12 protein-coding genes and 1 pseudogene are annotated in these 12,385 nt (G+C 37.2%); 7 read left to right on the forward strand and 6 right to left on the reverse strand.

All coding sequences use genetic code 11. The features are described 5' to 3' along the window. Window positions 1–102 precede the first annotated feature (102 nt). Window positions 103–1,731 carry an acyl-CoA dehydrogenase family protein gene (locus tag BN202_RS00670; RefSeq protein ID WP_019218593.1) on the forward strand — a complete coding sequence of 543 codons (1,629 nt, stop codon included), beginning with the start codon at window positions 103–105 and terminating at the stop codon, window positions 1,729–1,731. Here the strand turns inward: BN202_RS00670 and ruvX are convergent. Further along, window positions 1,716–2,195 (reverse strand): Holliday junction resolvase RuvX, encoded by a 480-nt coding sequence (gene ruvX, locus BN202_RS00675; RefSeq protein WP_019218594.1) that lies wholly within the window; start codon window positions 2,193–2,195, stop codon window positions 1,716–1,718. The genes BN202_RS00670 and ruvX overlap by 16 nt on opposite strands. A gap of 134 nt (window positions 2,196–2,329) precedes the next feature. Here ruvX and gatC point away from each other — a divergent pair, with 134 nt between their 5' ends. Both gatC and gatA read left to right on the forward strand, forming a co-directional pair. Continuing rightward, on the forward strand, window positions 2,330–2,617 hold the full coding sequence (gatC, locus tag BN202_RS00680) for an Asp-tRNA(Asn)/Glu-tRNA(Gln) amidotransferase subunit GatC (protein ID WP_019218595.1): 288 nt from the start codon (window positions 2,330–2,332) through the stop codon (window positions 2,615–2,617). Between the two features lie 32 nt (window positions 2,618–2,649). After that, entirely contained in the window at window positions 2,650–4,134 is a 1,485-nt protein-coding gene (gatA, locus tag BN202_RS00685; protein WP_019218596.1) for an Asp-tRNA(Asn)/Glu-tRNA(Gln) amidotransferase subunit GatA, read from the forward strand. A gap of 97 nt (window positions 4,135–4,231) precedes the next feature. On the opposite strand, the gene BN202_RS00690 is transcribed toward gatA, so the two are convergent. The 5 genes and pseudogenes from BN202_RS00690 to BN202_RS00710 all read right to left on the reverse strand — a co-directional run bounded on the left by BN202_RS00690 (window position 4,232) and on the right by BN202_RS00710 (window position 9,084). Beyond that, window positions 4,232–4,942, reverse strand: coding sequence for an ABC transporter ATP-binding protein (locus BN202_RS00690; RefSeq protein WP_019218597.1), 711 nt, complete (start codon window positions 4,940–4,942; stop codon window positions 4,232–4,234). After that, a pseudogene (locus BN202_RS00695) lies at window positions 4,929–5,710 on the reverse strand (ABC transporter ATP-binding protein). Before BN202_RS00695 ends, BN202_RS00690 begins: the two are co-directional and overlap by 14 nt. After that, on the reverse strand, window positions 5,707–6,765 hold the full coding sequence (locus BN202_RS00700) for a branched-chain amino acid ABC transporter permease (protein ID WP_019218598.1): 1,059 nt from the start codon (window positions 6,763–6,765) through the stop codon (window positions 5,707–5,709). The pseudogene BN202_RS00695 and the gene BN202_RS00700 overlap by 4 nt, the downstream one beginning before the upstream one ends. Further along, a complete protein-coding gene (locus BN202_RS00705; protein WP_019218599.1) occupies window positions 6,765–7,835 on the reverse strand; it encodes a branched-chain amino acid ABC transporter permease in 1,071 nt (356 codons plus the stop codon). Before BN202_RS00705 ends, BN202_RS00700 begins: the two co-directional genes overlap by 1 nt. A gap of 115 nt (window positions 7,836–7,950) precedes the next feature. Further along, the gene (locus BN202_RS00710; RefSeq protein ID WP_019218600.1) at window positions 7,951–9,084 is read right to left on the reverse strand and encodes an ABC transporter substrate-binding protein; all 1,134 of its coding nucleotides are present in this window, start codon (window positions 9,082–9,084) and stop codon (window positions 7,951–7,953) included. 309 nt (window positions 9,085–9,393) lie between these two features. On the opposite strand from BN202_RS00710, the gene BN202_RS00715 reads away from it, so the two are divergent. From BN202_RS00715 to BN202_RS00730, 4 genes are all read left to right on the forward strand, one after another. Continuing rightward, window positions 9,394–9,969 carry a cold-shock protein gene (locus BN202_RS00715; protein ID WP_019218601.1) on the forward strand — a complete coding sequence of 192 codons (576 nt, stop codon included), beginning with the start codon at window positions 9,394–9,396 and terminating at the stop codon, window positions 9,967–9,969. A 257-nt stretch (window positions 9,970–10,226) separates the two neighbouring features. After that, window positions 10,227–10,736, forward strand: a complete 510-nt coding sequence (locus BN202_RS00720) for a DUF192 domain-containing protein (RefSeq protein ID WP_019218602.1) — start codon at window positions 10,227–10,229, stop codon at window positions 10,734–10,736. Further along, the gene (locus tag BN202_RS00725; protein WP_019218603.1) at window positions 10,733–11,518 is read left to right on the forward strand and encodes an alpha/beta fold hydrolase; all 786 of its coding nucleotides are present in this window, start codon (window positions 10,733–10,735) and stop codon (window positions 11,516–11,518) included. The genes BN202_RS00720 and BN202_RS00725 overlap by 4 nt, the downstream gene beginning before the upstream one ends. 613 nt (window positions 11,519–12,131) lie before the next feature. Then, window positions 12,132–12,344 carry a DUF3126 family protein gene (locus BN202_RS00730; protein WP_019218604.1) on the forward strand — a complete coding sequence of 71 codons (213 nt, stop codon included), beginning with the start codon at window positions 12,132–12,134 and terminating at the stop codon, window positions 12,342–12,344. Window positions 12,345–12,385 lie beyond the last annotated feature (41 nt).

The raw sequence follows: 12,385 nt of genomic DNA on the forward strand, positions 1-12,385 counted from the left end.
ACAGGTTAAACAAGCATTTGTTTGAATATGATAAATGTTTTTTAACTGCAAAAAGACAAATAGTCTATGAATAGTCTATGATTTGAATAATGGAATATACCTATGAATGCTGTATCTGCGCAAACTGCTCGTCGAAAAAATGCATTTCTCAGTGATACGCTGATGTTTCGTATTGCTTCTACTTTGCCTAAATTCTTATTAGCAAGTTTTGAGGAGATAGGAGATTTTGTAGCAAGTCATGAGGCATGGGAGCTTTCCTGTTTGGCGAATCGTTATCGCCCATTCTTACGCTATAATGATGAATGGGGGCAGCAAGCGGAAAAGCTAGAAATACATTCTTCTTATCAGGCTCTTCAACAATATTCTAGACAAGCAGGTTTGGTCACTTCGCTTTGGGAAAATTCGACCTCAGAAAACGGAGTACGCTATCAAGCGCGTGCCATTCGCTTGGCTTTATCTGCTGGTTTGGAAACAGGACATTTGAATGAGGTTATTATAACAAGTGCGGCTATTGCCGTCTTAATTAGTGATGCTGAGCTTTTCAAAAAATGGCAAAATATACTCTTATCACGCCAATATGATTTATCCTCAAAGCCTATTCACAGCAAAAAAGCGGCTTCACTGACCTGTGCTTTTGATGATGTTAAACAAGGAGAAAAATACGCTTTCAATTTTCCTAGTGTTAAGAAAATTTCTTTTGATGAAAAAATGGGGCGAGATCTCTATCGTTTAGATGTTGTAAAAACCAATGTTATTAATCCTATAGTGGATGGATATCTTGTGAGTGCAGAGTTAGATGGCCATTTGAGTTGCTTTTTAGTTCCACGTATACAAGAGAATGGCGCATTAAATGGATCTATTAAAATTCGTCATTTGCTGCGGCGTTCCGGAGAATTTTTAACACCAGAAGGTGTTGTTGATTTTCAAGGGAATTATGGTTGGCTTTTGGGAAATATTGGAGAAGGACCTAAAGTCATTAAAGATATAGAAACGATGATGCGTTTTGATCAATCTGTTGTATCGGCAGGTGTTTTGCGGGCTGCACTTCAATTTGGCATAGATTTTTTTCGACAAAAAAGGTCCGATCAGCCTTTGTCACCGCTAACAGAACGTATTTTTGCAGATATTGCTTTGGATATTGCTGCTGCACAAGCATTGGTTTTGCGTTTAGCACGGGCCTTTGACAATGCTGCAAATGATCGCTCTGAAGCTGCTTTTGCAAGAATTATGACTCCTATTATTGCTTATCACACAAGCCAATTAGTGGTGCCTATTCTTGGTGAAATTATTGCACAACTTGGCATTGAAAGTTTTGTAGAGGACAATCCATTGTCACAAATGTTATGTAATAGCCCTGCACGAATTGTGAGAAATATTTCTGCTAATCAATTAGTAAAGGATGCAATTCTCATTGCTGAAAAAGCACCAGGATTGTTCCATAAATTGTTAGAAAAAATTGCTCTTGATATTGGTCCAGCAGGCCCACGGGCAATTGAGATCATTAAATCTGCTGTAGAAATGGCATCAGCAAATGAGGGAGCTGGAAGATTTTTTATTGAACAAGTGGCATATGCAGCTGCAGCTGCATCATTGCGTTCTACAGATATAGAACATGTTGCAAATGCTTATATGGAAAGCCGTCTTGGTGGGCAATGGAGATCTTCTTACGGAATGCTTATTGCGCGATATAATGCGGGACATTTGCTCAATGTTCTTTATCCATCTATATGATGAAGGCTTCGAATCCTATTGAGAGCACCTTGCAATATGAAAGCAGCTGCAGCCGAATCAATACGGTTTGCTCTTTTAGCACGTGATACGTCCATTTCTAGAAGAGTGCGTTCTGCGGCACTTGTTGATAAGCGTTCATCCCAAAAAATAAATGGAATTTCTGTAAGTGTTTTCATATTGCTTACAAAAGTTCTGGTTGCCTGAGCACGAGGACCACTACTTCCATTCATGTTAAGAGGTAAGCCAATGACAATTGCTCCTACGTTTTCACGATCAAAAATTTTTATAAGTGTATGGGCATCTTCCATAAATTTTTTTCGCTGTAATACAGGACGCGGATTTGCAAAAGTCAACCCCATATCAGAAATTGCAATTCCGATAGTTTTTGTGCCCAAATCTAAACCTGCTATTGTTTGGCTAGGCAAGAGATGTATTATAATTTCATTTATGTTAATAACACTCATGGGATTGATATTTAAGTCTTTTTAGTATTTCCTGTTCATAGTTCTATTTTATTTGCCTTATCAACATTCTTGCGTTTGCAAACGCAGCCTTGTATAGCCAGTAAGTAAATATCAAAAAAGCAGAAAGGCACAGTATGTCTGTTGATCAAGAAACAGTCAAGCGGGTGGCACATTTAGCGCGTATTGCTGTCCATGATGATGAAGTACAACGTATGACAAAAGAACTCAATGTCATTTTAGGTTTTGTTGAACAATTAAATGAAGTCGATGTTGGGAATGTTGAACCCTTAACATCCGTGATACCAATGACTTTACGAATGCGTGAAGATAATATCACAGATGGTGATAAAGCAGCAGATATTGTAGCAAATGCACCTGTTACGGAAGAAAACTTTTTTCTTGTCCCAAAAGTCGTTGAGTAATTTTTAATATTTTAAAAAGCTTGAGAACCAATATGACCGATTTAACAACATTCACAATTGCACAGGCTCGTGATGCTCTCATAAATAAAGAATTCACAGCAACGGAATTGACAGAATCTTATTTAAAAGCAATTGAACTGGCTAATCCAACTTTGAACGCTTATGTAGCAATAACAGCAGAACAAGCAAGAAAAATGGCTGTTGAATCAGAGTGCCGTTTGGCGAAAGGGCAGGGGAGACTTTTAGAAGGAATTCCACTAGGAATTAAGGATCTTTTTGCAACATGTGGTGTTCATACGCAAGCTTGTTCTCATATTCTTGATCATTTTAAACCGCATTATGAATCAACAGTGACCGCTAATTTATGGCAAGATGGAGCCGTTATGTTAGGGAAGCTTAATATGGATGAATTTGCTATGGGTTCCTCCAATGAGACATCATATTATGGCCCAGTTATAAGCCCATGGAGAAAAAAAGGTTCCCATGAAAAGCTTGTGCCGGGTGGTTCTTCAGGTGGTTCTGCAGCTGCTGTTGCAGCAGGTCTTTGTGCTGGTGCAACAGCAACAGATACAGGTGGTTCAATACGCCAACCTGCAGCATTCACTGGGACGGTCGGGATTAAACCAACTTATGGACGTTGTTCACGGTGGGGAACTATAGCTTTTGCCTCATCACTTGATCAAGCAGGGCCCATAGGGCGGGATGTGCGCGATTGTGCTATCTTACTTCAATCCATGGCTTCTTTTGATGAAAAAGATTCTACTTCCGTGAATTTACCGGTTCCAAATTATGAAAGTTACCTTGGTCAATCAATCAAAGGAATGAAAATTGGTATTCCAAAAGAATATCATATGGAAGGAATGTCTCCTGAGATTATTGAGCTTTGGCAAAAGGGCATGAATTGGCTAAAAGAAGCGGGTGCTGAAATACACGATATTTCATTACCCCATACAAAATATGCTTTACCTGCCTATTATATTGTCGCTCCTGCAGAAGCATCTTCTAATTTAGCGCGTTATGATGGTGTCCGTTTTGGTTTACGTATACCAGGAAAAGATGTCATTGAAATGTATGAAAATACCCGTTCAGTGGGTTTTGGTGATGAAGTTAAACGGCGTATTTTGGTTGGTACTTATGTTCTCTCCTCAGGTTATTATGATGCTTATTATCTTAAAGCACAAAAAGTACGAACACTCGTAAAGCGTGATTTTGATCAATGTTTTGCCTCTGGCGTTGATGCTATCCTCACACCTGCAACACCAACACCAGCATTTGGTATTGCTGATGAAAGAATTAAAAATGATGCTGTAGCGATGTATCTCAATGATATTTTTACTGTACCAGTTAATATGGCTGGTTTACCAGGGATCTCTATTCCTGCTGGTCTCTCATCAAATGGCTTACCATTAGGATTACAATTGATTGGTAAGCCTTTTGCTGAAGAAGTTATTTTTCAAATAGCATACATTATAGAACAAGCTGCTGGGACGTTCAGCGCTGAAAAGTGGTGGATATAAACACAAAAAAAATCCACTTAAAAAAAGCATTCCTCTTTATACTAGAGGAATGCTTTTGAGAAGAATAAACTGCTAATTTTTAAACGTTCTGTATTTTTCATCCACCAAGATATGCTTCTTTAACACGTGGATCCGAAAGCATGCTTTTACCTTCACCATGAAATAAAACACGTCCTACCTCTAAAATATAAGCATAATCAGCAATGGAAAGTGCTGCAAATGCATTTTGTTCAATAAGAAGAACAGTTTTTCCCATATCATTAATTTTCCGGATAATCGAAAAAAGTTCCTTTACAAGAAGTGGTGCTAGCCCCAGAGAGGGTTCATCTAATATTATCATATCAGGATTGCTCATAAGCGCACGGCCTACAGCCAGCATTTGTTGTTCCCCACCTGACATTGTACCCCCCAATTGTTTTGCTCTTTCACGCAAGCGCGGGAAAAGCTCAAATATCCATTCAATATCGCGTGCAATTCCAGATTTATCATGACGAATATAAGCACCTAGATGGAGATTCTCTAAAACAGTGAAATGGGGCATAATGCGACGTCCTTCAGGACTAAGTGCAATCCCTAATTGCAAAATTTTTTCTGGTGACTTTTTAATAATTGATTCACCTTTATAGCTAATCTCTCCATAAACAGATTGATTAAGTCCTGTAATAGAGCGCACAATACTGCTTTTTCCTGCTCCATTGGCACCTATCAAAGTGACTATACTTCCTTTTTTTATAGACAGAGAAAGATTTTGGATAGCTTTAATGGCACCATAATGAACGTGAAGATTTTTAATTTTAAGAATATCCATAAACATCTCCGCCAAGATAAGCTTCAATAACTTTAGGGTTGTTACGAATTTCATCTGGTGTGCCATTGGCAATGCAACAACCATGCTCCATTACAATAATATATTGGCAAAGCCCCATAACAACTTTCATATCGTGTTCAATAAGCAGAATTGTAAGATCAAAGTCTTTTTGCACTTTTGCTATGAATTTCCTGAGATCTTCACTTTCCTGTGGATTCATACCAGCAACCGGTTCATCAAGAAGAAGCAATTTTGGCTTTGTTGCTAACGCGCGCGCAATTTCTAAACGTCGTTGCACTCCATAGGGCAGAGACGTTGCTGGTTGATTGGCAAGGTGATCAAGTTTGAGTCTTTCAAGAAGCTCTATTGCATTTTTATAAATTTCTTTTTTTCTTTTACTGCTTTTGGGAAAAACAGAGCTGAAGAAAACCATGGATGTTTTTGCCGAACATGCGCACCCACCATAACATTTTGTAAGACTGTCAGACCTGCAAAAAGACGAATATTTTGAAATGTTCGTGCAATATGGCGTCGACAGATAATATAAGGAGGAGCTCCAGAAAGTTTTTCTTCATCAAGCAGAATGGTTCCACTTGTGGGGGCATAAAAGCCAGAAATCATATTAAAAACTGTTGTTTTTCCAGCGCCATTGGGACCAATTAATCCAGTAATGGTTCCTCGCTTAATTGCCATATTAATATTATTAACAGCAACTAAACCACCAAAACGCATTACAATATCATTGAGTGAAAGGATAGTGTCGTTCATAGCTTTCCCTCAGTATTAGAGAGCTTCTTGCGTGTTAAAAAGTGATAAATTCCATTCCATGAGAATTCACGTTGTCCCAACAAACCTTTTCTCCAAAATAAGATAATAACGAGCAATAAAAGAGAAAAAATAATCATCCGGAGTCCTGGTGTCTCTGGAATATGTATAAAACCTAAGTCAAACGGACTTTCAATAATACGAAGCCATTCAAGCATGACTGTAATAATAATGCTGCCAATAATGCTTCCTGTAATTGAGCCAAGACCACCGGCAACAACAATCATCAAAATATTAAAAGTGAGCAGAAAGTTGAACATTTTGGGATCGATCGTAGAAATAAGAGCAGCCATCAATGCTCCTCCTACACCTGCAAAAAATGCACCGACAGTAAAGGAAAAACTACGGTAAAAAAAAGCATTAATTCCCATGGTTTTTGCAGCAATTTCATCATCACGAATAGCACGCAGTACGTTACCAGTATTGCTTCGCAGTAAGAGAACAATAAAGAGAACTGTAAATGCTAACCAACCATAGTTCCACCATAATGTTGCTTCTTGAGGAATTCCTTTAATTCCCAAAGAGCCATTTGTTAACGAGGTAGCATTTGTAATAACAATACGGATAATTTCTGCAAATCCTAATGTTGCAATTCCAAGATAATCACCACCAAGACGCAATATTGGCAGAGCAACCAATAAACCTACAACTGCAGCACATAAACCACTTACAACAACAGTGAGAAAAAAAGGTAACTGCAAGTGATATAATGGTTCAGCTATAGGTTCAAGAATCCACATCATTTCTTTTTGTTCGGGGGAAAGAAGTAAAATTGCGCAGACATAAGCACCAATAGCCATAAAACCAGCATGTCCGAGAGAAAACATTCCAGTAAAACCATAAATCAAATTAAGCGAAATTGCCAATATCGCATTAATAGCAACAAGATTGATGATACGAAGTGTGTAATCATTAAAATGGTTATCAGCATAAAACAAAAAACCGATAAGAACTAAAATACTGACGCACGATAAAAACGTTGTTGCTGATTTTCCCATTAGATTTTCTCCTGACTTTTTTTACCCATTAAGCCCGTGGGCATTATCAATAAAATCAGAATTAATAAAATAAAAGCGAAGGCATCTCTATAGCCAGATAATGCAGGAAAGAATGCGATAATCATAATTTCAATAAATCCGAGCAATAATCCCCCTAACATTGCTCCTGGAATTGAACCGATACCTCCAATAACAGCGGCAATAAATGCTTTAAGCCCTGGAAGAACGCCCATATAAGGATGAATTTGAGGATAACGCAGTGACCACATAATACCCGCGATAGCGGCAAGTGCTGAGCCTATTCCAAATGTAAATGCAATGACTTTATTGACAGAGACGCCCATCAAACGTGTTGTTTCAATATCATGGGAGATTGCACGCATAGCAAGACCAGGTTTTGTTTTGTGGATAATCCACAGCAGCGAAATAATAAGAATAAACGAAACAATAGGAACAATAAGAGACATGGGAGCAATCCTAATGACTTTGTCTGCTTCTAAATGCCATAAGAATGGTTTTACAAGAAAATCTGGCTGTTTTACACCTTTTGGAACACCGCTAAAGAGTACGGTTGCAAGATTTTCAATAAAAAAGGAAACACCTATTGCGCCGATAAGTGCCGAGATACGCGGAGCATGGCGAAGAGGTTTATAAGCAAATTGATCAACAATAATTCCCACTGCACTTGTAATAAAAATGGAAAAACAAAGAGCTAAAACCCAGATCGGTGTAAAATCTTGTGGGGAAATTTTAAAATAATAAACAAATCCTAACGCAAGAATTAAAAAAATAGCAATCCAATAAATTGAAGGGCGCCTTTTGAAACCTATGAACACCGAATAATAGATGAGAACAGCAAGCAACAAAAGAAGAATTGCCGCCCAAGCAGGCATAAAACTGATGGTGGAAAAGAAAACAAAATATGCTCCCAACATAAAGATGTCGCCGTGAGCAAAATTAATGAGTCTCAATATACCATAGACCATGGTGTAACCAATAGCGATCAGTCCATAAAGAGATCCCAATGCCAGTGCATTAAAAAAATACTGGATGAACATTTCAGTGCTCATCTCTCATCCTTCCACATTTGTTAATTCATATAGGACAAAACAAGAAATTTTTAGACTTTAGTTGAGGAAAAAATCCTCAACTAATTCTTGTATTTTGATTAATAAAACGCTCACTTTAAAAAGCAGGTTTAACTTCCTCTAAATAGACACGTTTTCCATCCTTTATTTCAATTATACCAATAGGAATTTTAGGATTATGATTTTCATCCATAGACATATTGCCAAAAGGCGTTTGAAAATCTTTTAACTGGCTAAGTGCAATGGTAATTTTTTCACGATCAGCACTGCCAGCATTTTCAATAGCTTTCATAAACATCATATAACTCGTGTAACCCAAAACAGAATTGATATTTGGTTCTTTATCAGGATAAGCTGCTCTCCACTCATTTGTGAATTCCTGTGCAGCTGCTGACATATTTGGCATGTCTTCACTGTAGGGAAGGGTCGTATGTAAAAAACCTTCAGCAGCTTTTCCTGCAATTGCAATAGTTTCAGGATTATCCATAGCATCTCCACCCATGATTTTAAACTTTGCACCTAATTCGCGTGCTTGTTTCATGATGATGGCACCTTCAGAAAAATAAGATGGAATAAATAAGACATCAGGTTCTTGTGCTATAATCTGTGTAAGAACTGCTGAAAAATCCTGATCTCCAGAATTATAGTTCAAATTGGAGATAACCTCGCCACCTAATTTTTTGAAGGCACGTGTGAAATAACTAGCAAGGCCAATCGCATAATCGCTCGATATATCCTTAAGGATAGCTGCTTTTTTTGCATGTAAATTTTGGCTCACATAAGTTGCGATGCCTATACCTTGATAGGAATCAATAAAGCAAGTGCGGAAGTAATATTTTTTACCCTGTGTAACAAGTGGACTTGTTGAAGACGTCGCAATACTTGGAGTTTTTGCCTTTTCAGATATTTCTCCACCAGCCAATGAGAGTGAAGAGCCATAACTACCAATGATTCCATTCACCTTTTCACTTGCAGTTAAACGCATAACAGCATTTGCAGCTTCTACTTTATCAGACTTATTATCAATAATAATAAGTTCCACTTTACGCCCTAATATCTCTGGAACTTTTTTATGTGCCAACTCTATACCTCTAATTTCAAGCTGGCCTCCAAATGCATTTTGACCACTTAATGGGAGGTAAACACCAATTTTAATAGGTTCACTCGCATAGACATTTGCTACAAGTGCCATGACAGCTGCGAGCGTAGTAAGGATTCTCTTCAATTGCATTATGCACTTTCCTTAAATTAGTTGTGATTTTTGCACTTTATCTTGAACCTCTTCATCATGCAAGTTACACATTCATGAAAATATCATTGTGTGAAAAACCTGTTATATAATTTCTTGAGTGCTTGCTGTAAGATATTGGAGTATAGGATCAGACATTTTTGTCAATATTTATGTTGATATTAACATTAAGGGATACGACAATATGGGGAAATCTTATCTTGGGGCTTGCGTGTTGAGGCAAGAGCAATGTTTACTTAAAAGCAGAGAATCAATATTCGTAAATTTAGAGCTACAGGATCACGTTTTATTATGACAAGTAAGGATACATTAAGAGATTGTTCCCTAGCTGAGGACAGTATAGGCGCTTGTGGTGAGATTATTGAAATTAGCGGTGTCATTAAGTGGTTTGATGGTAGTAAGGGTTATGGGTTCATTGTCCCTGATTTGCCTCATTTCCCTGATATATTATTGCATGTTACGGTGATGCGTAGGGATGGTTTTCAAACAGCTTTAGAGGGTGCTAAAGTTATCTGTGCTGTGGAAAAAACTGAACGGGGATTAAAGTGTGTTCAAGTGAAATCTATAGATTGTTCTTCAGCAATTCATCCGTCGGAAATTCCAGCCCGTACGCATGTTGTTGTTACTCCGGAAAGTGGTTTAGAACGCGCAATTGTCAAATGGTTTAATCGCGATAAAGGCTTTGGTTTTCTCAGCCGTGGGCAGGGAACAGAAGATATTTTTATTCATATGGAGACGTTGCGCCGTTTTGGTCTAGCGGAGCTTCGTTCTGGTCAAGTTGTTCTTGTGCGTTTTGGTAAGGGAGAAAAGGGCTTGATGACAGCGGAAATTTATCCGGATATAGGGATTCCGTTTGCTACACACTAAATTGCGCTTTTGTAGTCTTGTCGACTCTCTTTTTTAAAAAGAGAGTTTCGCATGGGGGTAAGCAGAAGTAGCTCTAAAGTGACATGACCAGCGGAATCTATCTATAAAGTTGTTAAATCAAATAAAGCAGATAGTCAGTGTTGCCTAATATTGCATTGAAAGTAATAAGAATATCGCTTTTTATATTTCATTTTTAAGTTCTGATGCTTTTTATTTTATACAATAAAATTAAAAATTTTGCTGTAATGGAGATAAAAATGTTAAAGCTTTTTAGACGAGGGATCATTATTATATTAGCACTCTTTTGTATTTTAGAAGTGAGTGTAGCCGTAGCGAAGAAACCTATGGAAATCCCTGTTCATCCTGTTCCTTTAAAAATACAGACAAAGCAAGGTGTAATCTCTTACAGGGTAGAAATTGCTTTTACGCCGTCTCAGGCGGCGGCTGGTTTAATGTACCGTACTAATTTTCCACGTGATCGCGCAATGATTTTTAGAAATCAGGCAAGCAATGATGAGCAGAAAATGTTTATGTGGATGGCGAATACACCTTTACCCTTGGACATGATTTTTTTGAATGCTGAAGGAATTATCGTATCGATTGTTGAAAAAACCTCTCCATTTTCAACAGATGTTATTTCATCGAGAGTACCTGCAACTTTTGTCATTGAAGTTAATGCTGGTGAAGTTTCTGAAAAAAAAATAGAGAAAGGACAGCGTTTTCTTCATCCTGAAATTTGCGGAAAATGCGAAAGTGATACAAAATGACAGCGGAAAATATTCTTTTTTTTGAATATGATGGTTTGCGATTTGCTTATCGAGAAGAGGGGCATGGGACACCTATTTTATTGATTCATGGTTTCGCATCTTCTGCGCGTGTGAATTGGTATGCGACGGGTTGGTTTCGTACTCTTACTGAAGCTGGATATCGTGTTATTGCTCTTGATAACCGCGGACATGGAAATTCAGTAAAAAGTTATGATCCTGACTTTTATACGCCTCAAGCTATGGCTGGTGATGCGGTGAGATTATTGCAGCATTTAGGCTTATCTAAAGCACATGTTATGGGATATTCTATGGGAGCTCGTATTAGCGCATTTATGGCTCTTTTATATCCAACATATGTGCACAGCGTTATTTTTGGTGGCTTAGGTATTGGCATGGTGACAGGAGCAGGAAATTGGCAACCTGTTGCAGAAGCACTTTTGGCGGAAGACATTTCTACTATTAATAATCCACGTGGTTTGATGTTTCGTAAATTTGCAGATCACACGCAAAGCGATAGACGTGCTTTGGCTGCTTGTATTGTGACATCAAAACAAGAGTTAACAGCGTCTGAGATTTACAAAATTAAACAACCAACGCTTGTTGCTGTTGGTTCTCTAGATGAAATTAGCGGTGAAGCAGAGCCATTAGCAGCTTTATTGCCTTGTGGTGAAGCATTGTCGATTCCTGGTCGAGATCATATGCTTGCTGTGGGAGATAAAGTTTATAAAAAGGGCGTTATTGATTTTCTTTCTCGTTATCCTATCATTGAAAATTATTCATAGGTTTGAGAGCTTATAAAAATATTCAATATTTCTCATTTTGAATAAGATGAAAAGCATCTTCAAAAACTTGGTTATTTTGCTGTGAAACTTTATGAAAAGATTTAATAATTAATAAGTTTCATTACTGTATCTTGTATTAGGAATAAAGTTTCTTTCTTATATAAACCGACTATACTACAATGAATAAATTTAAAATAATTCTTTTTTAATTATTGAACATCATTTTTCAGCAAAAAAGAAAACTGTACAAGAGGGGTGTAGCTCTATTCTATAGAACTCTATTTTTTAATAGAAAAAAATATAAGTTTTCAGTCAATTTTTTATCGGAATATGCTTGTAAGCACAAATGCTGAAGTTGCAGATAAAATAAAAATTGTTTAAAATTTATGATCTGCTAACTGTTTTTTTACTTTTCAATCTATACGTTATATTTAGCAATGATAGACCCTTTTAGTAAAGGTGCTTTAGTAAATATGTTGAGATAGTGTTATTTAAGGTAGAGATAATATAATTAAAAATTGAAACCAAGATTTACTATCTTTACAGAGCCTTAGGAGTACCTTATTTGCCTTTCAGAATTTAATTTGAGAGTCTTAAGAGACAGGAGAGCATAGTGAATGCTGATGAAATAAAAAAACTTGATAGTTATTTTAAAAACATATTCCAAAATTCAGCATTGCAAGTAAAAGCACGGCCTAAAAAGGATGATTCTTGTGAGCTTTACATTGGGAATGAGTTTTTAGGTATTATCTATCGAGATGAAGATGAGGATGAATTATCTTATAATTTCTCAATGGCCATATTGGATATTGATTTAGGAAGTTGATTCGTTATGGGGAATTGGATAGATCCCTTTTTAATGTAATT

The sequence above is a fragment of the Bartonella florencae genome (assembly GCF_000312525.1).
Taxonomy (GTDB): domain Bacteria; phylum Pseudomonadota; class Alphaproteobacteria; order Rhizobiales; family Rhizobiaceae; genus Bartonella; species Bartonella florencae.